At 64.3% G+C, this 25,728-nt stretch carries 22 protein-coding genes and 1 pseudogene; 20 read left to right on the top strand and 3 right to left on the bottom strand.

Annotation, left to right across the window (positions count from 1 at the left end; genetic code table 11):
- Positions 1 to 82: 82 nt before the first annotated feature.
- The 3 genes from G7009_RS05355 to G7009_RS05345 are packed head-to-tail and all read right to left on the bottom strand — an operon-like array spanning position 83 to position 4,043.
- The gene (locus G7009_RS05355) at positions 83 to 1,339 is read right to left on the bottom strand and encodes an acetyl-CoA hydrolase/transferase family protein (protein ID WP_181128923.1); all 1,257 of its coding nucleotides are present in this window, start codon (positions 1,337 to 1,339) and stop codon (positions 83 to 85) included.
- Positions 1,340 to 1,367: 28 nt separating this feature from the next.
- The gene (locus G7009_RS05350) at positions 1,368 to 2,573 is read right to left on the bottom strand and encodes an acetyl-CoA acetyltransferase (RefSeq protein ID WP_058171422.1); all 1,206 of its coding nucleotides are present in this window, start codon (positions 2,571 to 2,573) and stop codon (positions 1,368 to 1,370) included.
- 12 nt (positions 2,574 to 2,585) lie between these two features.
- Complete coding sequence (locus G7009_RS05345) at positions 2,586 to 4,043, bottom strand: 3-oxoacyl-[acyl-carrier-protein] synthase III C-terminal domain-containing protein (protein WP_058171423.1); 1,458 nt, start codon at positions 4,041 to 4,043, stop codon at positions 2,586 to 2,588.
- On the opposite strand from G7009_RS05345, the pseudogene G7009_RS28150 reads away from it, so the two are divergent.
- From G7009_RS28150 to G7009_RS05250, 20 genes and pseudogenes are all read left to right on the top strand, one after another.
- A pseudogene (locus G7009_RS28150) lies at positions 4,025 to 4,699 on the top strand (Tar ligand binding domain-containing protein); the annotation flags it as partial. The gene G7009_RS05345 and the pseudogene G7009_RS28150 sit on opposite strands and share 19 nt — an antisense overlap.
- A gap of 252 nt (positions 4,700 to 4,951) precedes the next feature.
- A complete protein-coding gene (locus G7009_RS28145) occupies positions 4,952 to 6,007 on the top strand; it encodes a methyl-accepting chemotaxis protein (protein WP_375139537.1) in 1,056 nt (351 codons plus the stop codon).
- Between the two features lie 263 nt (positions 6,008 to 6,270).
- Positions 6,271 to 7,020: an SDR family NAD(P)-dependent oxidoreductase gene (locus G7009_RS05335; protein ID WP_058171425.1), complete on the top strand. Its 750-nt coding sequence runs from the start codon at positions 6,271 to 6,273 to the stop codon at positions 7,018 to 7,020.
- Positions 7,021 to 7,039: 19 nt separating this feature from the next.
- A complete protein-coding gene (locus G7009_RS05330) occupies positions 7,040 to 7,849 on the top strand; it encodes an enoyl-CoA hydratase/isomerase family protein (protein WP_058171426.1) in 810 nt (269 codons plus the stop codon).
- A 159-nt stretch (positions 7,850 to 8,008) separates the two neighbouring features.
- A complete protein-coding gene (locus G7009_RS05325) occupies positions 8,009 to 8,893 on the top strand; it encodes an SDR family oxidoreductase (RefSeq protein ID WP_058171427.1) in 885 nt (294 codons plus the stop codon).
- 31 nt (positions 8,894 to 8,924) lie between these two features.
- A complete protein-coding gene (locus G7009_RS05320; RefSeq protein ID WP_058171428.1) occupies positions 8,925 to 9,698 on the top strand; it encodes an SDR family NAD(P)-dependent oxidoreductase in 774 nt (257 codons plus the stop codon).
- 13 nt (positions 9,699 to 9,711) lie between these two features.
- Complete coding sequence (locus G7009_RS05315; protein WP_227788646.1) at positions 9,712 to 10,563, top strand: MaoC/PaaZ C-terminal domain-containing protein; 852 nt, start codon at positions 9,712 to 9,714, stop codon at positions 10,561 to 10,563.
- Between the two features lie 36 nt (positions 10,564 to 10,599).
- The gene (locus G7009_RS05310; protein ID WP_058171430.1) at positions 10,600 to 12,405 is read left to right on the top strand and encodes an acyclic terpene utilization AtuA family protein; all 1,806 of its coding nucleotides are present in this window, start codon (positions 10,600 to 10,602) and stop codon (positions 12,403 to 12,405) included.
- Positions 12,406 to 12,446: 41 nt separating this feature from the next.
- Positions 12,447 to 13,607: an acyl-CoA dehydrogenase family protein gene (locus G7009_RS05305; RefSeq protein WP_181128921.1), complete on the top strand. Its 1,161-nt coding sequence runs from the start codon at positions 12,447 to 12,449 to the stop codon at positions 13,605 to 13,607.
- Between the two features lie 25 nt (positions 13,608 to 13,632).
- Positions 13,633 to 14,199 carry a DUF2889 domain-containing protein gene (locus tag G7009_RS05300; protein WP_071557744.1) on the top strand — a complete coding sequence of 189 codons (567 nt, stop codon included), beginning with the start codon at positions 13,633 to 13,635 and terminating at the stop codon, positions 14,197 to 14,199.
- Between the two features lie 133 nt (positions 14,200 to 14,332).
- Positions 14,333 to 15,112 carry a crotonase/enoyl-CoA hydratase family protein gene (locus tag G7009_RS05295; protein ID WP_058171517.1) on the top strand — a complete coding sequence of 260 codons (780 nt, stop codon included), beginning with the start codon at positions 14,333 to 14,335 and terminating at the stop codon, positions 15,110 to 15,112.
- A 2-nt stretch (positions 15,113 to 15,114) separates the two neighbouring features.
- The gene (locus G7009_RS05290) at positions 15,115 to 16,287 is read left to right on the top strand and encodes an acyl-CoA dehydrogenase family protein (RefSeq protein ID WP_058171433.1); all 1,173 of its coding nucleotides are present in this window, start codon (positions 15,115 to 15,117) and stop codon (positions 16,285 to 16,287) included.
- A 12-nt stretch (positions 16,288 to 16,299) separates the two neighbouring features.
- Positions 16,300 to 17,379, top strand: coding sequence for an acyl-CoA dehydrogenase family protein (locus G7009_RS05285; RefSeq protein WP_058171434.1), 1,080 nt, complete (start codon positions 16,300 to 16,302; stop codon positions 17,377 to 17,379).
- 75 nt (positions 17,380 to 17,454) lie between these two features.
- A complete protein-coding gene (locus G7009_RS05280; RefSeq protein ID WP_058171435.1) occupies positions 17,455 to 18,255 on the top strand; it encodes an enoyl-CoA hydratase-related protein in 801 nt (266 codons plus the stop codon).
- A gap of 126 nt (positions 18,256 to 18,381) precedes the next feature.
- Positions 18,382 to 20,208: an AMP-dependent synthetase/ligase gene (locus G7009_RS05275; RefSeq protein ID WP_071557739.1), complete on the top strand. Its 1,827-nt coding sequence runs from the start codon at positions 18,382 to 18,384 to the stop codon at positions 20,206 to 20,208.
- Positions 20,209 to 21,387, top strand: a complete 1,179-nt coding sequence (locus G7009_RS05270; protein WP_058171437.1) for an acyl-CoA dehydrogenase family protein — start codon at positions 20,209 to 20,211, stop codon at positions 21,385 to 21,387.
- 84 nt (positions 21,388 to 21,471) lie between these two features.
- The gene (locus G7009_RS05265) at positions 21,472 to 22,482 is read left to right on the top strand and encodes an NADP-dependent oxidoreductase (protein ID WP_181128950.1); all 1,011 of its coding nucleotides are present in this window, start codon (positions 21,472 to 21,474) and stop codon (positions 22,480 to 22,482) included.
- Positions 22,483 to 22,537: 55 nt separating this feature from the next.
- A complete protein-coding gene (locus G7009_RS05260; protein ID WP_058171439.1) occupies positions 22,538 to 23,950 on the top strand; it encodes an MmgE/PrpD family protein in 1,413 nt (470 codons plus the stop codon).
- A 28-nt stretch (positions 23,951 to 23,978) separates the two neighbouring features.
- Positions 23,979 to 24,779 (top strand): enoyl-CoA hydratase-related protein, encoded by an 801-nt coding sequence (locus tag G7009_RS05255; protein ID WP_058171440.1) that lies wholly within the window; start codon positions 23,979 to 23,981, stop codon positions 24,777 to 24,779.
- A 34-nt stretch (positions 24,780 to 24,813) separates the two neighbouring features.
- Positions 24,814 to 25,704: an SDR family oxidoreductase gene (locus tag G7009_RS05250; RefSeq protein WP_058171441.1), complete on the top strand. Its 891-nt coding sequence runs from the start codon at positions 24,814 to 24,816 to the stop codon at positions 25,702 to 25,704.
- Positions 25,705 to 25,728 lie beyond the last annotated feature (24 nt).

Raw genomic sequence — 25,728 nt, 5'->3', positions numbered from 1 at the left:
TCGTCAAGGGCGATGCCCCGGCATTGCTCCCGGTGGCAATGTAGGGCGGCCGGGGTGGGCTGGCACCGTCGAAAACGACAATTCACAGGCGCTGGGAGATTTTTTCCCAGGCTTCCTGCAGCACCGGACGGAAGTCCGGCGCAGCAATTCCGATCAGCGCCTGGGCGCGCTGCTGGACGCTAGCGCCACGCAGGTCGGCGACACCGAACTCGGTGACCACCAGGTCGACGTCGATGCGCGACAGGGAGGTAATGGACAGGTCGTCCAGGCAGGGCACGATGCGTGAGACGCTGCCGCGTTTGTAGGTGGCGTTGAGGGCGATGATGCTACGGCCGGCAGGGGCCAGGCGGGCCGCGCGCGCGAAATCCGGGGCGCCGCCGGCACCGCTGACCGCCCGGCCTTCGGCATGTTCCAGGTTGCACTGGCCGAACAGGTCCACTTCGAGGGCCGAGTTGACGGCAACGAAGCGCTCCAGGCCGACCAGGGTGCGTGCGTCGTGGGTCACCTCACAGCCGAGTACTCGCAACGGTGTGAATTCGACGGACCAGGCGTACAGCTCGCGGCTGCCGGCTACCACGCAGCCGGTGTGGGCAAAATCCAGATCCAGCGCCCCGGCTTCGGCGAGCTCGCGCAGGCCGTCGGAGAGCATGCCGGAAAACAGCCGCAGGCCGCGATGGTCGCGCAAGGCCCTGGCCAGTGCGCTGGGCACCTTGCCCAGCCCCATCTGCAGGGTGCTGCCGTCGGCGATCAGGCCAGCAATATGGTCGGCGATGGCACGGGTCGGCTCGTCGCTATCGGTGCGGTACTCCGGCAGTTGCGCGTCGATCTCGCAGACGTGGTCGAAGCGCTCGTAGGGCAGGCTGACCGCTCCGGGGATGTGTGGCAGGGACGGATTGACCAGAGCCAGCAGGCGTCGGCTCCGACGCACGGCCAGTGGCAGGAACTCCACCGAGGGGCCGAGGGAGCACTGGCCGTTCGCGTCCGGCGGGCTGACCTGCAGCACGCTCAGGTCGAACTCCGCGCATTCCCGCAGGTGGCGCACGAAGCCGCCGTAGCTCATGGGCAGTAGCCGGTAGCGTCCTGCGCGTTGCGCGTTGCGCAGCGACGGCTGCATGAACAGCCCGCTGACGATGGCGCTGGGGTCGAGGCGTTCGACGTCGAACGGGGTATCGATACCGGGCGCGATGCTGGTCAGCAGGCGCAGGTCGCGGCTGTGCTCCGGGCGCGCCTGCAGATCGGCGAGGAAGGCGAGGGGAACCGCGATCCCGCCCGGTACGTAGACGGATTCTCCGGGGGAGAGAATGTCGGCCAACTGCTCGGCGCGGATATGACGCTTCATGACGGCTTCCGATAAAGGGCGGGGCGGCTCATTTGCCGGTATGCAGACCGAGGATGGATATCGCCGCGATGCCGAGGTAGGGTACGCCGCCCAGGTTATGGGTCAGGCCAATGCTCGGGTCGCCCAGTTGCCGCTCTCCGGCCCGCCCCTGCAACTGGTTGTAGACCTCATAGGCCATGCGCAGGCCGGAGGCGGCAATCGGGTGGCCGAAGCATTTGAGCCCGCCATCCACCTGGCAGGGCAGTCCACCGTCGCGGTCGAAGAAGCCGTCGAGGATGTCATGCACCGCACGACCGTCGGGGGAGACGAACAGGTCTTCCATGGTCGACAGTTCGGTGATGGAGAAGCAGTCGTGCACTTCCATCAGGCTCAGTTCGGCGCGCGGGTCCTGGATGCCGGCTTCGGCATAGGCGCGCTGCGCCGCCGCCCGGGTGGTACGCACATAGCTGCCGTCCCACTGCGAGGTGCCGGATTCGACGCCGGAACCGATAGCCAGTTGGATGGACTTGATGGTGACCATGTCCTTGCGTCCCAGGGCGCGGGCGATCTCCGGGGTGGTGACGATGGCCGCCGCGGCGCCGTCGCTGACCCCGCAGCAATCGTAGAGGCCGAGCGGGTCGGCGATCATCGGCGCGTCGAGTATCTGCTCCATGCTCACGGCCTTGCGCAGGTGGGCTTTGGGACTGAGCAGCCCGTTCTGGTGGCTTTTCCATGAAACGTGCGCCATCGCCCGCTTCAGGTCTTCCTTGCTGGTGCCATGCTTGGCCCGGTAACCGGCGGCCAGTTGCGCGAAGCCCGCCGGTGTCGAACCCAGTGGCAGCCACAGGTCGTTGAAGGTGCCCTTGTAGACGAAGGGCAGGCCGCCGTAGCCGGTGTCCTTGAGTTTTTCCGCGCCGATCGCCAGGGCGAAGTCCACCGCACCGCTGGCCACCGCATAGGCGGCGGCGCGCAGCACTTCGCTGCCGGTGGCGCACATGTTTTCCATGTGGCTCACCGGAATGCCGTCCAGGCGTAGTGCCATGGAGGCTGGGATAGCCGAGTTGCCGACGCTGATCGGATCGGAGCAGGAGCCGTACCAGGCAGCCTCGATCTGCTTGCGTTCAATACCTGCATCGAGCAGGGCCTCTTCGAAGGCCTCCGCCAGCAGTTCGGAGGGACCGACGTCCCAGCGCTCGCCGAATTTCGAGCAGCCCATGCCAATGATGGCGACCTTGTCCTTGATTCCCGTTGCCATGAAACGATCTCCTCAAGCCTGAAGTGGCGTGGCCTTCCAGAAATAGCGCGGGTAGCCGCGCGCCTTGTCCACGTCCTTGATACGCAGCACCATCCGCAATGGGGTGCCGACGTCCAGGCCGGCGGCGCCGACATCGACCATCTCCATCAGCAGGCGCGCGCCCTGTTCGAACTGCACGAAGCCTACGTATAGCGGCGGTGCCGGGTGGTAACTGAGCCAGTCGCCGGTGTGGGTCAGCACCTCGGCGGGTTCGTCGAACAGCGGGTAGGCGTCGAAATTTTCCCGTGGCGCATTGCAGGCTGGGTTCACGCAGTAGGGCAGTTGCGGGAACTGGATGGTGTTGCAGCAGCGGCAGCGACCGGCGACGAAACTGGCGAGCTGGCCGCTGGAGCGGTACTGCTCGGTAAGGGCGGTCTTGATCGATTTCTCCGCGCGCATACCCCATTCCAGCTCAATGGCGTTCTCGTAGGAGGCCAGGCGCAGATAGGCGTCATGGTCCTGTCCGTCGGCCAGCGCACCGCTGACCCCGCGGCGTGGTGAGAAGGTGGCGAGGGCTTCGGTGGTGCGCAGCACCAGCACGTCGACGCCCTGGCCGAAGCCGACCAGTACCAGGGTCTGGTTGGGTGTCGCACGCTCCAGCACACGGGCAAGCATGAGCAGGCCGTGGGCCGCGCCGCTATAGCCGCAGTCGGCTTCCAGGGAATCGGCTTGCGCTTCGGTTGCGATACCGAGCTTCCTGGCCACCGCCGTGGCGACACCCTTGAACGGCGCGGGGAGAATGAAGTGGTCGACCTCGTTCGGCGCGACACCGGCCTTCTGCAGGGTGGACTTGAGCGCCTCGACGACCAGCTTCATATAGCCTTCGTCACGGACCCAGCGTTCTTCCCACCAGTAGTCGTAGCGTGCGCCCTCGGCTCGGAAGTGGTCGACGAACGGCGCGGTGCGGCTACTGGCGGCAAGCAGGGTGGCGAGCACCGCGTCGCTGCCGAGGGTAAAGGCGGCGGCACCGGCACCAAAGGCGATTTCCTGGACGCTGGCCGGCTTGCCGCGCGGGCGGTCGCTGGCGATCAGCAGCGCTGGCGAGCCGCCTTGCTGGAGGGTGGCGATCAGGGCGCTGGTAGCGGCCCGTTGCGAATGGCCCACGTCAAGGGTGCGCAGCGTCGGCGAGAGTCCCAGGGCGCCGGCCACTATCCCGGCGTTCTGCAGGTCGGCGAACGGCAGCGTGGTCGAGGCCAGAGTGAGCGAGGTGATGCCATCGCGTGGGCGGTTTGCCAGCGCGTCGCGGGCCGCTTCGACGGCCAGGGTGATGCTGTCTTCATCCCAGCTGCAGAAGGCCCGTCGGCCCTTGGCCTGGGCGCGCAGGCCGGGGGCCATCCATTGGTGCGCGGCGGCGATTGCCGCGCGCTGCATGCGCAAGCGCGGAATGTAGCCGCCGAAGCCGGTGATGCCGAATGCTTGGAATGTGGCCATCGTGTACCTGTTTGTCTTGTTGCGTGCCGTGGTTGTCTTTCAGTCTCGTCTGTCGATTCGTGACTGCGCATCGTCCGATCCGACACTTGCGCAGGATTTGCGCGCCTGGCTGTCGACCTGTCCGGGTAATCCGTGGCTTGCTGCGGGGGGAACTGTCCTTTCCGACGATGTTGTGCGCGGAGAGCTGGCCGATGATCGGAGGTCGTTATCGGGACGGGAATCGAGAGGCTGTCATGCTGGACCTGCGCAAACGCATTGCCATGAGGGGGCTGACGATCAAGGCCAAGCTCTATCTTTTGGTCTTTTTCTTCGTCACGGTGATTGCGCTGGTCGGCCTGGCTGGCTGGTTCGCCACCTGGACGGTCGGTCATGCCCTGCGCGAGCTGGGGGATCGCAACCTGCCGGCGATGATGGCCCTGGGCGATGTGCGTCAGGCCCGCTTGCGACTCGCCGAGGCGATGCAGGGCGCGGCGAGCTGGCGTTTCGAGGCCTTCGAGTTGGAGGCCGACAAGACGGATGCACTGTTCGAGGCGCGCGAGGTCTTCGAGGATCTGCTGGCGCGTCAGCAGGAGTTCCAGCAACTGGGGCAATCCGCGTTTCGCAGCTATGACGCGTTACCCAGATCGGACGAGGAGGAGGCGTTGTGGGTCGAGTTCAAGACGCTGTGGGAGGGTTTCCAGAAACTCGACGGGTACCAGACCAGGCTGGCCGGCGATGTGGTGGCTGCAGCTGATGACTGGGATGCATTAAAGCAGGGCGTTCATCATTTCCAGGTAGCTACCGGCCGCTGGTCCAGCACCCTCTATAAGGTCGACGCGCCGCTGGATCAGTTAGTGGCGCTGAACCAGGAGGCAGCGCGAGCGGCGAAGGCCTCGGGCGATGAACTGGTCGGACGGTTGGGGAGCGGTATGCTTGCTCTCTTCGTCGTGGTTGCGGTACTGGCCTTTGGCCTTGCCTGGGCGGTGATGCGCAGCGTGGTCGGCTCCCTGCATGGTATGCGAGAGGTGATCCTGGGAGTGGCCGAGTCCAAGGATTTCACCTTGCGCGCCAAGGTGCGTGGGGCGGATGAAGTGGCGCAGACCACTCGTTCGTTCAATCACTTGCTGGAGAGTATGCAGACCTCTCTGCTCGAAGTGATGGAGGGCGCGCATGGCATTGGGGACGCCTCGCAGCAGATTTCTGCAGTGGGTGCTGAGGTCACCGATGGAGCCAGTGCCCAGGCCGAAGCCTCGACGTCCATGACTGACGCCATTGAGCAGATGATCACGGGCATTGGCCATATCGCGGGCAAGGCCCGAGATGTACTGGCCCAGGCGCAAGAGGCGAGCGCCTCGGCGAATTCCGGGGCGGCGGCCATCGAGCAAGCGGCCCGGGCCATGGAGAAGATCAGCACCCAGGTGGAGCGGAGTGGACAAACCATCGCGACTCTGGGGGTGGAGTCCGCGCGGATTTCCAGCATTGTCGAGGTGATCCGCGAGGTGGCGGCACAGACCAACCTGCTGGCACTCAATGCGGCCATCGAGGCGGCCCGTGCTGGAGAGCAGGGGCGCGGTTTCTCCGTGGTGGCGGACGAGGTGCGCAGGCTGGCCGAGCGCACCACCGGCTCGGTGCAGGAGATCGGTGCGATGATTGCGGCGATGCAGAGTTCGGTGGCCAATGCCGTCGGCGACATGGACGGCGTCGTGACCCATACCGGGCAGAGCAAGGCTACCTCGGAGGAGGCGGCCCAGCGCATGGTCGAGATCCGCTCGAGCGCCAGCGAAGTGTCGGCAGCCATCACCGAAGTCACCACCGCCCTTGGCCAGCAGGAGCAGGCCGCCCAGGCAATCGCCGCCCATGTTCACCAGGTGGCTCGGCTCAGTGAGCGGAACAATGCCGCCGCTGGTCATGTCGCGGCTCTGTCCGGCACCCTCAATCAGGCCACTGATGCCCTGCATCAAGTCGTGGAGCGTTTCAGGCTTTAGGGCTCGTCAGCTTCAGGCTCCATCGCTTTCATGCAAAGGGATGGATCCCAAAGTCACCCTGCTGTCACGCCATCCATGAAATGCCGGAAAGCTGCAGGAGCTGCTGGCAGACGGCTTCCGTCATTCTGCGGATCTGCTGGGCGTATGAAAGGCTGGTCTTCAAGTCCCGTTTATTGTCGTTTCAGACGATTCCAAGTGTCAGTCGATTACATACCCTGAGTTTGCAGTGTTTTTAGCCATCAGATTCGGGGATGTAGAGAAAAATGACTCAGAAAGTAGCCTTTGTAAGCGGTTCCGGGCGTGGCATCGGTCGTGCCATCGCGATTGCCCTGGCGGAAAGCGGTTATGCCGTCGCGGTGGGTGATCTGCGCGAGCTGGAGGGCAATGAGACGGCTGAGCTGATCCGCAATGCCGGTGGCAAGGCGCTGTTCGTGTCGCTCGATGTGGCCGACTCGGCGTCGGTGAATGTGGCGGTGGCGCGTACCGTGGCCGAGTTGGGGTCTGTCGATGTGCTGGTGAACAATGCCGGCTGGGATGAGCTGAAGCCCTTTATCGCTACCGACGAAGCCTTCTGGCAGAAGGTGGTGGACATCAACTACCTGGGCACTCTGCGGCTGATCCATGCGGTGCTGCCTGGCATGCTGGAGCGCAAGTGGGGGCGGATCATCAGTATCAGCTCCGATGCCGCTCGTGTGGGCTCCTCGCTGGAGGCGGTCTACTCCGGTGCCAAAGGCGCAATCATTTCCTTCACCAAGACGCTGGCGCGCGAAGTGGCGCGCAAGGGTGTGACCGCCAACTCGGTATGCCCCGGCCCGACCCGCACGCCGGGCTTCGAGTCGGTGATGGATCCGACCAACGTCAAGGTGCTCGACGCCATGCTCAAGGCCGTTCCCCTGGGGCGCCTGGGTGAGCCGGAGGACATCGCTGCCGCCGTAGCCTACCTGGCTTCGGAGCGGGCGGGCTATGTGACGGGGCAGACGCTGTCCGTCAGTGGCGGACTGACGATGGCCTGATCGCCGAAGGAGGCCATCGATGTCTGGACAACAGGTTTCCCGCTGCGGCGGGGATGCGGTTCTGTACGCCCTGGATAGCCATGGGGTGGTGACTGTTTCCCTCAATCGCCCGGAATCGCGCAATGCCATCGACGATGTGATGATCGATGGTCTCCTGGAGGCGCTGGCGTGGGTCGATAACGAGCCGGCGGCGCGTTGCGTGGTGCTCACCTCGACCCATGAGGCCGTCTTCTCCGCCGGTGGCAATCTCAAGGGATTCGCCGCCGAGGAGAGCATCATCGACAAGCATGCCCGCAATGGACGCCTTCCCGGCGTTATTGCCGCCATGATGCGGCTCAAGGTGCCGATCCTCTGTGCCTTGAACGGCCATGCCCTGGCCGGTGGCCTGGGCCTGGTGCTGGCCTGCGACCTGGTGCTGGCCAGGGAAGGTATTCGCGTCGGTACGCCGGAAATCAATGTCGGCGTTTTCCCTTTCATGATCTCCACACTGATGCTGCGCAATATCCCGCGCAAGCGGGTTTGCGAACTGGTTTTCCTCGGCGAGCAACTGAGCGCCGAAGAGGCGCTGGAGCTTGGCATCGTCAACCGGGTGGTCGACACCGAGCGTTTCGCCGAAACGGTGGCGGACTGGTCGCAACGGCTGGCGAGCAAATCTCCGCTGATGCTCAAGTTGGGCAAGCGGGCCTTGTTCGAGACCCAGGATCTGCCCCTGGACGGTGCGCTGGCGCTGTTGCAGCACTACCTGACGCTGGCCCAGGGCACGGACGATGTGAAGGAGGGCGTGGCCGCCTTCATGGAGAAGCGTCCGCCGGTCTGGCGCGGCGCGTGAAGAAGTCGCTGAAGAAGTCGCTGAAGATTGTCGTTTTCGACGGCGGTCTTCCCAGGGGTTGTCGGCAATATGGTTCCAGATCATGGCGTCGCGCTGTTGCGCGGTAAGGACGCCAGGTTGAATGCCACCGTCATGCGGTTCAAGTGAGAGGAAGGCTAGATGAGCAAGGGTTCGTATCGTTCGATTTTCCGCCCCGAGCTGTTTGCGGGGCAGGTGGCCATCGTCACTGGCGGCGGTAGTGGCATCGGCCGCTGCACTGCCCATGAGCTGGCGTCGTTGGGGGCGAAGATCGCCATTGTCGGGCGTGACAAGGAGAAGTTGCAGAGTGTTCGTAATGAACTGCTGGAGGGCGGTGCGGAGGCGGAAAGCTATGTCTGTGACATCCGCGACGAAGAGGGCGTGCGCAGTCTGGTCGCCGAGGTCATCGCACGTTTCGGTCGTATCGATCATCTGGTCAACAATGCTGGTGGGCAGTATGCGACGCCGGTGGAGCGCATTTCGAAGAAGGGCTGGGAAGCGGTCATCAGCGCCAACCTGACCGGCGGCTTCCTGGTGGCCCGTGAATGCTACCTGCAATGGATGAGCGAACACGGCGGGGCGATCGTCAACATGACCGCCGACATGTGGAACGGCATGCCGCACATGGCCCATTCCGGTGCGGCCCGCGCGGGCATGGTCAACTTCACCATGACCGCCGCGCTGGAGTGGGGGGCCGCCAACGTGCGGGTCAACGCGGTGGCACCTGGGCTGGTGTTCTCCTCCGGGGTGGATACCTATCCGCCGGAGGTTCAGGAGCGACTGCTGCGCTTCAAGAACGACGTGCCGCTGGGACGTACCGGTACCGAGGCGGAGGTCTCGTCGGCCATCGTCTTCCTGCTCTCCGAAGGGGCTGCCTACATATCAGGCGCGACCATCTGCATCGACGGTGCCTTCGCCATGGCCACGCCCAACTACACGTTGCCGCAGAGAAAGGCGGAGTCGCCCGTATACGACGGCTTCCATCTGTCCGTCCCACCTGCCTTGGTGAGGGTTGACGCTCAATGATCAGTGTTAACCCATATGTACAGGAGGCTTCATGATCAATCCCATGAGTCTGGATGGTGAAACCATCGTCATTACCGGTGCCGCCCAGGGTATAGGAAAGGCAGTCGCGGACCTGGCCTATACCCTGGGTGCCTCGGTGGTGCTGATTGATCTGCAGGATGAGGCCCTGCAGGCGGCTGCCGGCGACTATGCCGCCGAGCGGGTGCTGACCTGCGCCGGCAGTGTCAGCGATTCTGCCTTCGTCAATGCTGCCTTCGAGCGTGCCGTCGAGCGTTTCGGCACCCTAAACGGCCTGGTCAACAGCGCCGGTATCATCCGTCCGGCGATGATCGAGAAGATGACCGACGAGCAATGGCGGCAGGTCATCGAGGTCAATCTCAGCGGTAGCTACTACTGTGTGCAGGCCTTCGGTCGTGCCGCCCTGGAGCGGATCAAGGCCGGGCAAGTGGCGCGGCGTTCGATCGTCAACATCTCATCCGACGCCGGGCGCATGGGTACCATCGGCCAGATCAACTACAGCGCCGCCAAGTCGGGTCTGTTCGGCATCACCATGAGTGCGGCCCGCGAGTGGGCCAAGCATGACATCCGTTCCAACGCCATCTGCTTCGGCGTGGTCGAAACGGCGATGACCGAGACGGTGCGCGGCGAGAAATTCCGCGAGGGCCTGCTGGCGCGTATCCCGATGGCGCGCTGGTCCTCGGTGGAGGAAGCCGCGCAGCCGATCTGTTTCTTCCTGTCCCAGGCTTCTTCGTACATCACCGGTCAGGTGATCTCCGCCGATGGCGGCGGATTCATGAGCGCATGAGCGGAGGATGGGCATGAACGTCGATCGCCTGCTCGAGTGGCCGTTCCAGGATGTGTGGCAGACCTATACGGTGCGGGACAGCCTGCTGTACGCCCTCAGTGTCGGTTTCGGCAGCGACCCGACCGACGCGGAGCAATTGCGCTATGTGTTCGAAAAGGATCAGCGGGTGGTGCCCAGCATGGCTGTGGTGCTGGGGCATCCCGGACCCTATGTGACCGATCCCGCCGCGGGCATCGACTTTCGCAAGATCGTCTATGCCGAGCAGTCGATGGAACTGCTGCGGCCTCTGCCGCCAGCGGCGACCGTACGGGCACGTGAACGCGTCGTCGCGGTCCTCGACAAGGGCGCGGACAAGGGCACCCTGCTGCGCACTGAACGGCGCATTCTCGACGACGCCAGTGGCGAACTGCTGGCGGTGTTGAACGCCACTCTGATGTGCCGCGGCGATGGCGGCAACGGTGCATCCCACGGAGAAGCCAGCCCGTTGCATCGCATGCCGGATGGCGAACCGCAGCGAATAGTCGAGATGGCGACATTGCCCCAGGCGGCGTTGCTCTACCGCCTCAACGGCGACACCAATCCGCTGCATGCCGATCCCGAACTGGCCCGCCGTGCCGGTTTCGAGCGGCCAATCCTGCATGGGCTGTGCAGCTACGGCCTGGCAGTCAATGTGCTGCTCAAGACCTGGTGCGATTACGACGCGGCGCGCATCGCCAGCGTCCGCTCCCGCTTTTCGGCCCCCGTATACCCGGGGGAGACGCTGATTTTCGAGACCTGGCGTGATGGGCAGACGCTGTCCTTCCGGGCCTTGAGCAAGGAGCGTGGGGTGAAGGTCCTGGACAACGGCTGTGCCCTGCTGCGCTGACAACGGCGCGCAATTGAATTGATGGAGAACTGACTGATGAACGATCGCATCGTGCGAATCGGCGGCGCCTCGGGTTTCTGGGGCGATAGTGCGGAAGCCGCGCCGCAGCTGGTCAAGAGTGGCAATCTGGATTACCTGACCTTCGATTACCTGGCTGAACTGACCATGTCTATCCTGTCGCGCGCGCGCGCCCAGGACCCGGAGGCGGGCTATGCCCGGGATTTCGTCGAGGTGGCCATGGCCAGCGTGCTGCGCGAGGTGGTCGACAAGGGCATCAAGGTGTTGAGCAATGCCGGCGGCGTCAATCCGCGTGCCTGTGCCGAGGCGCTGCAACGGTTGGCGCAAGCGCAGGGGCTGACGTTGAAGATCGCGGTGGTGGAGGGTGACGATGCCCTCTCCAGGCTCGACGAGTTCCGCGCCGAGGATGTCCGCGACATCCACTCGGGTCAGCCATTGCCGGTCAGGGTAATGAGCGCCAATGCCTATCTGGGCGCTTTGCCGATCGTCGAGGCACTGCAACAGGGTGCCCAGGTGGTGATCACCGGCCGCTGCGTGGACAGCGCCCTGCCGCTGGCGGCATTGATGCACGAGTTCGGCTGGTCGGCACAGGAGTATGACCTGCTCGCCGCCGGTAGCCTGGCCGGGCACCTGATCGAGTGCGGCCCCCAGGCCACCGGCGGGCTGTTCACCGACTGGGAGACGGTGGAAGGCTGGGACAACATAGGTTATCCGATCGTCGAATGCCGCGCCGACGGCAGTTTCGTGCTGACCAAGCCGGCTGGCAGCGGCGGCCTGGTCACACCGGCCACCGTCGGCGAGCAGATGCTCTATGAGATTGGCGACCCGGCGAACTATCTGCTGCCGGACGTACGCTGTGACTTCACTGCCGTGCGCATGACCGCCGTCGGCCCCGATCGGGTGCTGGTCGAAGGGGCCAGGGGGCAGGCACCCAGTCCCAGCTACAAGGTCTCCGCCACCTATGCCGACGGCTGGCGCTGCGTCGCCAATATCACCCTGATCGGCGGGCGTGCGGAGCGCAAGGCGCAGCGGGTCAGCGAGGCGATCCTGGCGCGTACGCGGCGCATGCTCGGCGAGCGCAGGCTGGGCGACTACAGCCTGGTGTATTCCGAGGTGCTCGGCACCGAAGCCAGCTTCGGGCCGCACTCGCGGGTTGCCGTCAATCGTGAGGTGGTGCTGCGTCTGGTGGTCGAGCACAAGGATCGCAACGCGCTGGAGCTGTTCGCCGCCGAACTTGCGCCCGGTGGTGTTTCCTGGGCACCGGGCATGACCAGCATCGGCGGTGGCCGGCCACGGCCTTCGCCGATCGTCAAACTGTTTTCCTTCCTGGCGCCAAAAACGCAATTCCAGGCCCAAGTGTGGATGAACGACGAGCACTGGCCGGTGGCGATTCCTGTGGCGCCGCAGCAGGCGGCTGACGTTGGGCCGGCCGCGAACTATGCCGAGCTCCCGTCGCCGACGACGGTGGAGCCCGTGGTCGAGGTGCCGCTGCTGCGTATCGCCCATGGCCGCAGCGGCGACAAGGGCAACAGCGTGAACATCGGCATTATCGCCCGCGAGCCGAAGTGGCTCGGGGTGTTGCGCGACGAGCTGACGGCGGAGCGGGTGCGCGAGTATTTCGGCCACTTCGTCGAGGGCCAGGTAAGTCGCTTCGACGTGCCGGGCATCGGCGCCTTCAACTTCCTCCTGCAAGGCGCGCTGGCCGGTGGCGGCATGGCTTCGCCGCGCAGCGACCCATTGGGCAAGGCCTTCGCCCAGATGCTGCTGGATATGCCGATTCGGGTTCCGGCGAAGCTTCTGGAACCGTCGCCAGCCGCTGAATGACGGTGGCTGGAAAACAACAATCACTTATCGAGGAACACACAATGGATTTTTCGCTGAACGATGACCAACGGGCCATCGAAGAAGCCGTCGGCACTATCTGCGATGCCTATGACGACAACTACTGGTTGCGTGCCGAGAACGAAAAGCGCTTTCCCCAGGAGTTCGTCGACGATCTGGTGAAAGCCGGCTGGATGGGCGTGACCATGCCCCAGGAGTATGGCGGTGCCGGCCTGGGCATCACCGAGGCGGCGATCATCATCAAGCGTATTTCCCGGCTCGGCGCCAATGCCTCCTCGGCGGTGCACATCAACATGTTCGGACCGCATCCGGTGGTGGTGTTCGGTACGCCGGAGCAGAAGGCGCGATTCCTGCCGCCGCTGATTGCAGGCAAGGATCGCACCTGCTTCGGCGTCACCGAACCCAACGTCGGGCTCGACACCACCCATATCAAGACCTTCGCCGAGCGCAAGGGTGACCGCTATGTGGTCCATGGTTCCAAGGTATGGATCTCCACCGCGCAGATCGCCAACAAGATCCTGCTGGTCACCCGCACCACCAAGTTCGAGGACGCGAAGCGGCCCACCGACGGCCTGACCCTGTTCTACACCGATCTGGACCGCAGCAAGGTCACGGTGCGGGAGATTCCCAAGATGGGCCGCAATGCCGTCGACTCCAACGAGCTGTTCATCGATGGCCTGGAGATTCCGGTCGAGGATCGCATCGGTGAGGAGGGCAAGGGCTTCGAGTACCTGCTGCATGGCTTGAATCCGGAGCGGGTACTGATCGCCGGGACCAATATCGGCGCCGGCCAGGCGGTGATCGACAAGGCGGCCCAGTACGCCAAGGATCGTATCGTGTTCGGCCGGCCGATCGGCAAGAACCAGGGTATCCAGCATCCGCTGGCGGATTGCTGGATTCGCTTGCAGGCGGCGGAAACCATGATGTTCAAGGCGGCGAGCCTGTACGACCAGGGCAAGCCCTGCGGCCTCGAGGCCAATATGGCGAAGTACCTGGGCGGCGACGCCTACTTCGAGTCGGCGGCTCGCGCGGTGCGTACTCACGGTGGATTCGGGTATGCCAAGGAGTTCCATGTCGAGCGCTACTACCGCGAAGCGATCATGGGGCTGATCGGTCCGGTCAGCCACGAGTTGGTGCTGTGCCATATCGCCGAACGGGCGCTGGGCCTACCGAAATCCTATTGAACTGGCCATGGGCGAGGAGTGGGGCATGGACTTCAGTCATCCGGTGATGAGGACGTTGTTGCACCGCCGTGACATTCGTTGCGAAGGCTACGAGCGCGAAGATGGCCTGTGGGATATCGAGGCGAGTCTGCTCGATACCCGCACCTCACCCGTGCCGCTGCCCTTCGGTTCCACCCTTACCCCCGGTGAGCCCCTGCACCAGATGGGACTGCGCATCACGGTGGACCGGGATGCGGTCATCCACGCGATCGAAGCGCTGACCGCTCAGGGTCCTTCGCCGGAATGCCGGGATATCGCCGGGACTTACCGGCAACTGCTTGGCCTGCGCATAGGTACGGGCTTTACCGCCGAGGTGAAGCGGCTGTTCGCCGGACGTCTGGGCTGTACGCACCTGAGCGACCTGCTTGGTCCCCTGGCGACCACGGCGATGCAGACCCTGTGGGCGGCGCAGATCCGCAATGCGACGAAGGGTGTCGAGGTGCCGATCAGTATCCGCAAGCCGGAAAAGCTGATCGACAGCTGTCATGCCTTTCGTAGCGATGGCGACATCGCTCGCGTGCACTGGCCCGATTCTTACACTGGCGACGCATGAGTGCGGCATGTCACCGGCAAGTGTGTCGCTTTGGACGATTGCGGGCCGTGGGGCGTGACGCAGAATGATTTGCAAGTTGGCGGCCCAGGCTACAGAGGCCGCTGCGGATACCACACAAGAGGAAATGCTGAAGATGGGTGCTCCTGTACTTGATGATGCTCCGGTCTGCGTGACGCGTGACAACGGCATCCTGATCATCCGCCTCAACCGACCGGCGGAAAGCAACGCGGTGAACGGGGCGCTGGCCCGCGCCGTTTCCGCCGCCATGGATGAGCTCGATGGCGATCCGGAGCTGCGTATCGGCATCATTACCGGCAGCCACAAGGCATTCTGCGCCGGAATGGACCTCAAGGCCTACCTGCAAAACGACGTACCGGCCACCGAGCGCGGTTTCGCCGGTATCACGCGCAAGCCTGCGGAAAAGCCGTTGATCGCGGCAATCGAAGGTTTCGCGGTTGCAGGTGGTCTGGAGATTGCCCTGTCCTGTGACCTGATCGTTGCCGCTCGCGGGGCCAAGCTGGGCGTGCCGGAACCCAAGCGCGGGCTGGTGGCGGCGGCAGGCGGGCTGATTCGTCTGCCCAAGCGCATTCCCTATCAGGTGGCGATGTACCTGGCCATTACCGGCGACTACATCGACGCCGAACGCGCCTACGAGATCGGCCTGGTGAACGAGCTGTGCGAGCCCGGCCAGGCGCTGGAGCGAGCGCTACTGCTGGCGCGGCGGGTGGCGGACAACGCGCCGCTGGCCGTCCAGGCGTCCAAGGCCATCGTGCGTGGGGCGCTGGATCTGGATGAAGAGGGCGGCTGGGAGCTACAGGATCGTCTTGGTCTGCCTGCCCTCGGCACCGAGGATGCCCGCGAGGGTGCCAGCGCCTTCGCCGAAAAGCGCCAGCCAGTCTGGAAGGGGCGCTGATCATGGATTTCCGTGATGCGCCGGAGGACGCCACCTTTCGTGAAAGGGTGCGGGCCTGGCTGGAAAGGGAAGTGCCTGCCCTCGGGCAGGCACCGGACAGACTGGAGGAGCGCGTCGAATGGTGGCGGCCCTGGCAGCGTCGCCTGCACGATGCCGGCTATGCGGGCCTGGCCTGGCCGCGCGAGTATGGCGGGCGCGGTGCGAGCGTGTTGCAGCAAGCCATCTTCTATGAGGAGTGCGACCGCGCCGGGGCACCCGACCGGCTCGATGTGATCAGTGCCGGCTTCGCCGGGCCGACCCTGATCGAGCATGGCAGCAATGCCCAGAAGAACCGTTTTCTCGACCGCATCCTGACCGGCGAAGATCTCTGGTGCCAGCTCTTTTCCGAGCCGGGGGCCGGTTCCGACCTTGCTTCGCTGACCACTCGCGCCGTGCGTGATGGCGATGGCTGGCGCATCCACGGCCAGAAGGTGTGGACCAGCGCCGCCCAGGTGGCCGAGTACGCGATCCTGCTGGCGCGTACCGGCGAAGGCGAGCGGCACCGCGGGATCAGCTTTTTCATCCTGCCCATGCGGCAATCCGGCGTAGAGGTGCGGCCGTTACGGCAGATGCTCGGCGGAGCCGAGTTCAACGAGGTGTTCCTCGACGGTGCCTATGTGCCGGACGAGCTCCTGGTCGGCCCGTTGGGTGGAGGCTGGAAGGTCGCGATGTCGACGCTGGGTTACGAGCGTGCGGCGATCGCCACCGGTCGGGTTAACACCTTGCGTCTGCTCGACGAGTTGATCGCCCTGGTGAATAACACCAAGGGCACCGATGGACGCGCGCTTGGCCAGGACGCCTTCATACGGCAAAAGGTGGCTGAGCTTTACGGGCGGATGACGCTGCAGCGTATCACCGGCAAGCGCATCCTCAGCACGCTCGCCGAAGGTGGGGCGCCTGGCCCGGAGGCTTCCACCGCCAAGCTGTTCATCACGCCGCTGGTCGAGGAGATCTGTGATTTCGCGCTTTCGTTGATCGGGATCGAGGGTCAGGAGGAACCCGGCGATGCCGATCCGGCCAGGGCCAGATGGCTGCGGCTGGCCTACCAGGCCCGTGGCACCAGCATTGCCGGTGGAACCACGTTCATCCAGCGCAACATCCTGGCCGAACGTGTTCTTGGAATGAAGCGCGACTGAGTGGGGCGAACGATGCGATTTGCATTCAGTGAAGAACAGGAAATGCTGCGCGACATGATCCATGCCGCCTTGCAGCGCGAGGTCGGACTGGACAAGGTCCGACGTTGGGTCGATGGCGAGGACCTGTCGCCATTCGACGCATTCTTGGTACGCAACGCCTGGCTGGGTATCGGTGTTGCCGAGGACGCGGGTGGACAAGGTGGCGGCCTGATCGAACAGGCCCTGATGTTCGAGGCCTTGGGCCGCAGCGCCGCGCCGAGTGGCGTGCTGCTGGCCAGCGTGGGAACGCTGGGATTCGCCTCGCGGGTTCCCGGTGCTGCCGAACAGCTGCGCGGGTTGCTCGAAGGCGATGCCACGGGTGCCCTGTGCGTGAGCGCCGGCCTGCCTGCCGACCAGGGCGTGAGCCAGGTGCAGATAAACGGCGAGCGCTTGTCCGGCGTCGTGCCGATGGTGTTGGAAGCCCCTGGCGCCAGCCATCTGCTGGTACCCATCCCGGCCGACGAGGGCCTGGAACTCTGGCTGTTGCAGGCGGATGCGCCTGGGGTCGAGATCCAGCCGCGACGCCTGATCGACCGCACCCGCCGCTTCGGCGACGTACACCTGCAGGATGCCCAGGCCAGGTACCTGGGGCGTTTGCCACGGGATGCCGCGCGGGAAGTCAACGCCATCATGGCGCTGCTGATCGCTGCGGAGTCCCTTGGCGCGGCGCGGCGCATGCTCGACATGACCGTCGAGTATGTCGGCCAGCGGGTCCAGTTCGGCGTGCCGGTCGGCTCCTTCCAGGCGGTCAAGCATGCGGCCGCCGAGATACTGGTCGATCTCGAGGCCGCCCATTCGGGCATCTATTACGCCGCCTGGGCATTGTCGGAGGGGCAGGCCGACGGCGTGCCGCAGGCCTGGATCGCCAAGGCGTTCACCACGGAGGCCGCGGTGCGTACGGCGGACCGGGCGCTGATGCTGCACGGGGCCATTGGCTACACCTGGGAGCACGACCTGCAACTGTTCTACAAGCGCGCCAAGCTCAATCAGGAATTACTGGGTTCTCCACGCACTTATCGGGAACGCCTGGCCGAATCGCTGGAGCTGCACTGAGCGGCTTTGCCATTGAGCCGTTCGGCCCAGCGCCGGCCGGCATTTACTAGACCAATGCATGAAAGAGGAAACACCATGGAACTCCAGGACGTCAGTTACGAAGTCGAGAGCGGTTTGGCCACCATTACCATTTGCCGCGAAAAACGCATGAATGCGTTTCGCGCCGAGACGGTGGATGAGCTGGTCAAGTGCTTCAAGCGCGCGTGGGCCGATCCCGAGGTCGGTGTCGTCTGCCTGACCGGCGCCGGCGAGCGCGCCTTCTGCGCCGGCGGCGATCAGAAGGAGCGCGCCGAAACCGGCAGCTACGGCCAGTCGGAAAGCGGGCTGTTCGAGATTCTCGCTCTGCAGCGGGTGATCCGTGACATTCCCAAGCCGGTGATCGCCGCGGTCAACGGCCTGGCCATCGGTGGCGGCCATGTATTGCATGTGCTGTGCGACCTGTCCATCGCCGCCGAGCACGCACGCTTCGGCCAGAACGGCCCGCGCGTCGGCTCCTTCGACGCTGGCTGGGGCACCGGGATCCTGGCGCGTATCGTCGGCGAGAAGCGTGCCCGGGAAATCTGGTTCATGTGCCGCCAGTACGACGCCGCCACTGCGGAGCGCTGGGGCCTGGTCAATGCCGTGGTGCCCGCCGATCAGCTGAAGGCGGAAGTGCGCAAGTGGGCCGACGAAATGCTGGTGATGTCGCCCACCGCGCTGCGTTTCCTCAAGCAATCGCTGAACACCGATACCGAGCATTTCGTAGCTACCGGCAGCGTGGCTTCCACCGGCCTGCTCAACTTCGGCGACACGCCGGAAGCCAAGGAAGGTGTAACGGCCTTCGCCGAGAAGCGCGCCCCGAATTTCGGCCAGTATCGTAGCCGGGTTTCGGTATAACGGAGTCTGCCGCTCGGAAGTGCCTTGAGCGGCCGCTCCGGCCTGGGTCGGTTCCTGGACCTAGGCGGGTGGGGCGCGCCGCTCATATCGGTGAAAGACAATCAGACAAGAATAAGAGGATAGGTCATGGGATCCACCGCTACGCAGCATGAGAAGTCTGCCATATCCACCTTGCCCCGGCACCCGGAGACGGTGGTCAAGGGATTTCTTCGTACCGTCGAGCAGTATGGCGACCGCCTGGCCGTCAACAGCCTCGATGGCAAGACCCGCCTGACCTGGCGACAGGTGCGTGAGCACGTCGAGGCCCTGGCGGCGGGTTTGAGCAGGATTGGCGTTCGCCATGGTGACACCGTGGCGCTGATGTTGAAGAACCGGCCTGAATTCCTCTTCGCCGATCTGGCCATAATGTGCCTCGGCGCTACACCTTTCTCGATCTACGCCACCTTGCCGGCGGCGCAGATCGTGCCCTTGCTGGATAACTCCGACGCTCGCATCGTCCTCTGCGAGCGTGCTTTCCTCGAGCAGATACAGGGCGCGCAACGTGAATGGCCGGCGCTGTCCACCGTGGTGTTGCTCGAAGGAGGCGGCGGTGCAGGCACCATCGACTGGGCCGAGCTGGAGAAAAATGGTGCACAGGGCTTTGATTTCGAGGCTTCGGTAGCTTCGGTACGGCCCGATGACCTGGCGACCATCGTCTACACCTCGGGCACCACCGGGCCGGCCAAGGGGGTGGAGCTGCCGCACTCCAGCGTGATCGCCTTCGCCACCATCGTCGAGTACTGGCTGACGTACTTCCCTGGGCAGCGGATATTGTCGTGGCTGCCGGCGGCCCATACCACCGAGCGGGTCGCCGGGCATTACCTGCCTCTGCTCAATGGCTGCACCATCACCTATTGCGACGACACCGCGAACATCATGGCGGCGGTCAAGCAGGTGCATCCGCATATCTTCTTCTCCCCGCCACGACTCTGGGAGAAGATCAAGCAGGGCATCGAGTCCCAATGGGCTACCTTGCCCGAGGATGATCGCCTGGAACTCCGGCAGGCGCTGCAGCAGTCGCTGGAAAGGGTGCGCCTGGAGCAGGCGGACCAGCCGGTGCCGGCAGCGCTGGCACGGGCTTGCGCGGAGGCCGATGCCAGGTTCTTCGCCCCGGTGCGCCAGGCGCTGGGCCTGGATGCCGAGGGACTGTTCGTCGGTTCCGGCGGTGCCATGGCGCCAACGGCCCTGGTGGAGTTCTTCCACGCCATCGGCCTGCCACTGGACGAAGCCTACGGCATGACCGAATCGGCGGCCCTGGGCACGCGCAGTCCGAAGGGCGGCAAGATCCGCATCGGCACGGTGGGCAAGGCGCAGCCGGGGGTCGAGGTGAAACTGGCTGCGGACGGCGAAGTGCTTATCCGTCACGCCGGGATCATGCGTGGCTACCGCAAGCAGCCGGAGGCCACCGCCGAGGTCATGGATGCCGATGGCTGGTTGCACACTGGCGACATCGGCACCTTGGATGCCGATGGTTACTTCCGCATCGTCGATCGCAAGAAGGACATCATCATCAACTCCTTCGGCAAGAACATGTCGCCATCGAGTATCGAAGGTGCCTTGACCAATGCGGGCAGCCTGATTTCCCAGGCGGTGGTGGTGGGCGATGCCCGCAACTACAACACCGCTCTGCTTACCCTCGACTCCGTGCACGTATGGGCCTGGGCCATGGAGCACCTGCCGCTGGCAGCCCTGTGTCGGCTCCCGGAAGTGCGCAAGGCAGTGGAGGAGGAAGTGGCGCAGGCCAACCTGCAATTGGCGCGAGTCGAGCAGATCAAGAAGTTTCATATCGTCGGCGGCGAATGGGCCCCGGGCTCCGAGGCCGTGACGGCGACCATGAAGATCCGCCGTCAGGCGATCCTGAAGAAATATGCCGATGACATCGAGACGATGTACGGCGAGGAAGAGAAGAACTGAATGTCCAGAGAAGCCAACAACCGTTTCAAGCGCGAGCTTTTCGACGAGGATCACGGCGCGGTCCGCGATGGCTTCCGCCGTTTCCTGCTCAAGGAGGTCCAGCCACACTACGCGCAATGGGAGCGTGATGGCATCGTCCCCCATGAAGTGTTCGAGGCGCTGGGCGAGAACGGCTACCTGTGCATGGCGGTGCCGGAGGAATACGGCGGCCAGGGCCTGGACGACTTCCGCTTCAGCCTGGTGCTGACAGAGGAGTGCCTGGCCCTGGGAATGACTTCTCTGGCTTCGGGCATCGCCCTGATCAACGACGTCGCCCTGCCTTATTTTCTCGACTATTCCAGCGAGGAGCAGAAACGCCGCTGGTTCCCCGACATGGTCGCCGGCAAGCTTGTCACCGCCATCGCCATGACCGAGCCCTGTGGTGGCTCCGACCTGGCGGCCCTGCGCACCACCGCGCGGCTGGACGGCGACGCCTATGTGGTGAACGGCTCGAAGACCTTCATCACCAACGGTATCAATGCCGACCTGGTGCTGACCGCGGTCAAGACCGATCCCGCCAACCGCCATGGCGGCATCAGCCTGCTCGGTATCGAGCGTGGCATGCCGGGGTTCGAGCGCGGACGCAATCTGGACAAGCTCGGCCAGCATGCCCAAGACACCGCCGAACTGTTCTTCAACGATGTGCGGGTGCCTTGCGCCAACCTGATCGGTACGGAGAACCAGGGCTTCGTACACATGATGACGAACCTGTCCCAGGAGCGCCTGAGCATCGCCAACTCCGCGGTGGCTTCGTCCCGCGCCGCGCTGGACTGGACACTCGCTTACGTCAAGGAGCGCACTGCCTTTGGCAAGCCGATCGGCACCTTCCAGCTCTCGCGCCAGGTTCTGGCGGGCCTGCGTACGGAAATCGAGATCGCCCAAGTCTTCATCGATCGATGCACCGGCCTCCATCTTACACACGAACTGACCGCCGAGCAGGCGGCCATGGCCAAGTGGTGGTGCACCGACCTGCAGGGGCGGGTCATGGACCAGTGTCTGCAGTTGTTTGGCGGCTACGGCTACATGACCGAGTTCCCCATCGCACGGGCCTGGGCGGATGCTCGGATCATGCGGATCTTCGGCGGCACCAACGAAATCATGAAGGAGATCATCGGCAAGGCCGAAGGGCTATCCGGCTGAAGCTGTTTTTCTTGCCGAACGTTCTTTGCCAAGCGTTTTTCTCTACAGCCTTTCATACGAATAACAAGGAGGCAGAAGATGCCCATGGCTGATCTCAATCGCCAATGGATCTACGCACAGCGCCCGAGCGGGGCGGTCGGGCTTGAACACTTCCGTTTGCAGGAGACACCAGTCCCGGTTCCCGGATCTGGCCAGGCGCTGGTTCGTCTGCGCGGGCTGTCGGTCGATCCGGCGCAACGCGCCTGGATGATGACCCGCACCTACCGACCCCAGTTGCAGCCTGGCGAGGTCATGGCGGCCTTCGGCATCGGTGAGGTCATGGAGTCCAATGTCCCTGGTCTGGTGCCTGGTGACCTGGTGGACGGTGATCTGGGTTGGCAGGATTTTGCCCTGGTCACGCCGGAAAGCGTGCGGGTGAGGAACAGAAATGAGTCGCTGGAGCACCTGATCGGTGTACTGGGTATCACGGGTCTTACCGCTTACTTCGGGTTGCTCGACGTGGGCCGGCCGCGACCGGGGGAAACCGTGCTGGTGTCGGGCGCGGCGGGTGCGGTGGGGTGTATCGCGGTACAGATCGCCAGGATCGCCGGTTGCCGGGTAGTGGCCGTTGCCGGGGGGGCGGAGAAGTGCCGCTGGCTGGTGGAGGAACTGGGAGTCGACGCCGCCGTCGACTACAAGGCCGGTAACCTGCGCGAGGCCTTGAAGGCAGCCTGCCCCAGGGGGGTGGATGTGTACTTCGACAACACCGGCGGCGAGATTCTGGAAATCACCCTGAGCCTGATGAACGCCCATGGCCGCGTGGCTTGTTGCGGCGCCGTGTCGCAGTACAACCAAGCAGACTGGGGCGGTGGCCCAAGCGGTGTGCCCGGTGTGCTGGTGGCCAAGCGCATCCGTATGGAAGGTTTTCTGGTGATGGATTTCTACAAGCAGCGCAAGGCTGCCGAGAGAACGCTGTCGGACTGGATCCGCCAGGGGCAGCTCAAGCCCTGCATGGATATCGTCGAAGGGCTGGAGAACGCCCCCCAGGCCCTGATCGATCTGCTCCGGGGAGCGAACCGGGGCAAGATGATGGTGCGTATCGGCACGCCGGATTAGAGCTGTGCTGGTTGCATGGCGGAATTGACCTTCAGACCTATCTGCGGAGATTGCAATGAACGCGTTCGAACCGATCAAACCGGAACAGGATCCTGCTGGCAAGCTTGCCGCAATGGTGGTCACCACGGCATTCGAGGATATTCCCGCCGAGGTGATCGAACTGGCGAAAAAGGCCATCCTCGACACCTTGGCCGTCACCATCGCCGGTTCCAACTGGGAGGTCAGCCCGCAGATCGTGCGGCAGGTGGTGGAGTGGGGCGGCGCGCCGCAAAGCCCGATCCTTGTCCATGGCCAGCGGGTACCGGCACCACTGGCGGCATTCGCCAACGGTGTCATGGCGCGTGGCATCGATATGGGCGACGTGCATGTGACCGGTGGCCATGTCACCGAATGGAATATCCCTGCCATGCTGGCCGCACTGGGTATCGCTGACAAGCCGGTAACGGGCAAGGAGTTCCTCGCCGCCTATGTGACGGGTGGTGAGCTGGGTGTGCGGGTCAACACGGCAATGAATGGCACTTCTCATGCTTCTTTTGGCGTGCCTGGCGAGTATATGGGGCCTCTCTGCGCCACAGCCTCGGTAGCGCGGCTGCTGGGCTTGAGTGTCGAGGAAACCTGGAATGCCCTGGGGATCGCCTATTCGAACCACGGCATGTCGGAAATGCAGAAGTACGCCGAGGGTACGCAGATGGCGCGGGTCCAGCATGCCTTCGCTGGCGAGACCGCGATCAAGGCGGCATTGCTGTCGCGTCAGGGCGTGACTGGACCGAAGGGGATTTTCCTCGGCGTGCCGGGCGGCTCGTTCCGGCATATCGGCTGGAGCGACGTGCGTCCGGAGATCCTGAGCGACGACCTGGGCAAGCGCTGGATCTATGCCGAGGGCTTGTCGATGAAGCCCTATTCGGCCTGCAAGTTCACCCATTCGTTCATCGCTGGCGCCATCGAGATCATGCGCCGCGATCGGCTCGACTACCGGGAGATCGCCAGCGTGCGCTGCATCGGCAGCGAGGGTGCGCGGATGACCATCGAGCCGAAAGAAGCGAAATGGAACCCGAAGACCGTGGGCGAGGCGCTGTATAGCACACCCTACACGGTGGCGACTGCGATCATCGGCGGCGATGTTTTCCTCGGCGACTTCACTGTCGAGGAAGTCAACCGGGCGGACAAGCGCGATCTGATGCAGAAAATCAGCGTGGAGACCGATCCGGCGATAACGGACCAGTTCGAAGGCTTCAGCGTCGAGATCACACTGCAGGACGGCCGCGTGTTTCGGCAGTGCACGCCCTATGTCCTGGGGCACACCCGCAACCCGATGAGCTGGGACGACCTGCAGCAGAAACTCGACAAGTGCGCCGCCTATGCTGCCGTGCCCCTGGCGCAAGCGAAGCTGAGCAGGCTCGTCGAACTGTGCACGGACCTCGACAAGATCGAGGACGTATCGGAACTGCTCGGTGCGCTCACACCCTGAACGCTGTCCTGATTGAGGAGGTGCCGCTATGCGTTTTTCGACGATCAATGTGGATATTTCCGCTCATATCGCCACGCTTACACTGAGCCAGCCCGACAGCCGAAACAGTCTCTCGGAGACCAGCCTGCGGGAAATGATCGAGGCGCTGGATTGGCTGCGCACACGGGATGAGGTGCGGGCATTGATTCTCACCGGCGCGGGGCAGGCGTTCTGCTCCGGTGCTGATCTCGGGAAAATGGATGCCGTCGATATCGATGGCCTGTCCCTCGGTGAGCGGGCTGCGGCGACCATGGATGCACTCGCCAATCCGCTCATTCTGGCGTTGCAGCAGTTTCCTCTGCCGGTGGTGGCTGCCGTGAATGGCGTTGCAGCAGGCGGGGGCGTGGCGCTGGCGTTGGCGGCGGACATTGTGATTGCCGCGTGCTCGAGCTATTTCCTCACGCCGTTTCTACCACGTTTGGGCATTGTGCCGGACATGGGGGCAACCTGGTTTCTGCCGCAACGGATCGGGCGTGCACGGAGCCTGGGGTTGCTGCTGCTGGGCGAGCGCCTGTCGGCGCAGAAGGCGCAGGAGTGGGGCTTGATCTGGGCTTGTGTCGAGGATGATGCGCTGTTGGACGAGGCGAGAACTATCGCCGGGCGACTGGCCCGGATACCGCCGCACAGCGCCCTCGAAGCGCGTCGCGCACTGGATGCGGCGGGCAGCCAGGATCTGGTGGCCCAGCTCGGCTATGAGCGCGATCGGCAACGCGAACTGCTGGACTCACCTGCCTTCAAGGAGGGTGTGAAGGCATTCTTCGAGAAGCGCGCGCCCGTCTTCGAGCGTTGATCCTGAACCCCCGCGCATATGAGCGGAGACACCGATGCAACTTGACGATTTGATGTTCAGGCCGGGTCTGATGCGCGGGCAGCGCATCCTGATTACCGGTGGCGGGACGGGACTCGGACGGGTCATGGCCGAAGCCTTTCTGATGTTGGGCAGCGAGGTCTATATCTGCGGACGGCGCGCTGCCGTGGTCGAACTGGCCGCCGCCGAGTTGATGGCACAGCATGGCGGTAAGGTCGTGGCACTGACCTGCGACATCCGCCAGCCCGAGGCCATCGCCAGCATGCTCGAGCGTGTCTGGGACGACGGCGGCGCGCTGACCGGTCTGATCAACAATGCCGCCGGGAACTTCATCAGCCGCACCGAGGACTTGTCGCCCCGGGCCTTCGATGCGATTGCCAGCACCGTCTTCCACGGCTCCTTCTACATCACCCTGGAATGCGGAAAGCGCTGGCTGGCGGCGGGCCAGAGAGCCAACGTCCTGTCCACGCTGGTCACCTGGGTCTGGAACGGCTCGGCGTTCACCGTGCCCTCCGCCATGTCGAAAGCGGGTCTGAATGCGATGACGCAATCCCTGGCGGTGGAGTGGGGTGGGCGCGGTATCCGCGTCAACGCCATCGCGCCGGGGGTCTTTCCAACCGAGAGTGCTGCCGCCAGGCTGGATCCCACTGGGGCCGCCAAACCCGGCGACGATGTGCCCATGCAACGCGCCGGGGAGATGTCCGAGCTGGCGAACCTGGCGGTCTACCTGATGGCGCCGGGCTCCGACTACATCAATGGCGAAACCATCGTGATCGACGGCGGGCTGTACCCGGCGACCGGCGGCAACTTCGCCAAGCTGACCAACTTGACCGACGAAGACTGGCGGCGCACCCGCCAACTGATCGACGAACGCAATGCCGCCGACAAGGCCAAGCGCACGACTTGAGCAGCAAACAGGGTATGGAGGCTG

The sequence above is a fragment of the Pseudomonas capeferrum genome (genome assembly GCF_013523055.1).
In the GTDB taxonomy this organism is placed as follows: domain Bacteria; phylum Pseudomonadota; class Gammaproteobacteria; order Pseudomonadales; family Pseudomonadaceae; genus Aquipseudomonas; species Aquipseudomonas capeferrum_A.
Note: the sequence above shows the minus strand (reverse complement) of the source record. Positions and strands in the feature narration are given on the sequence as shown.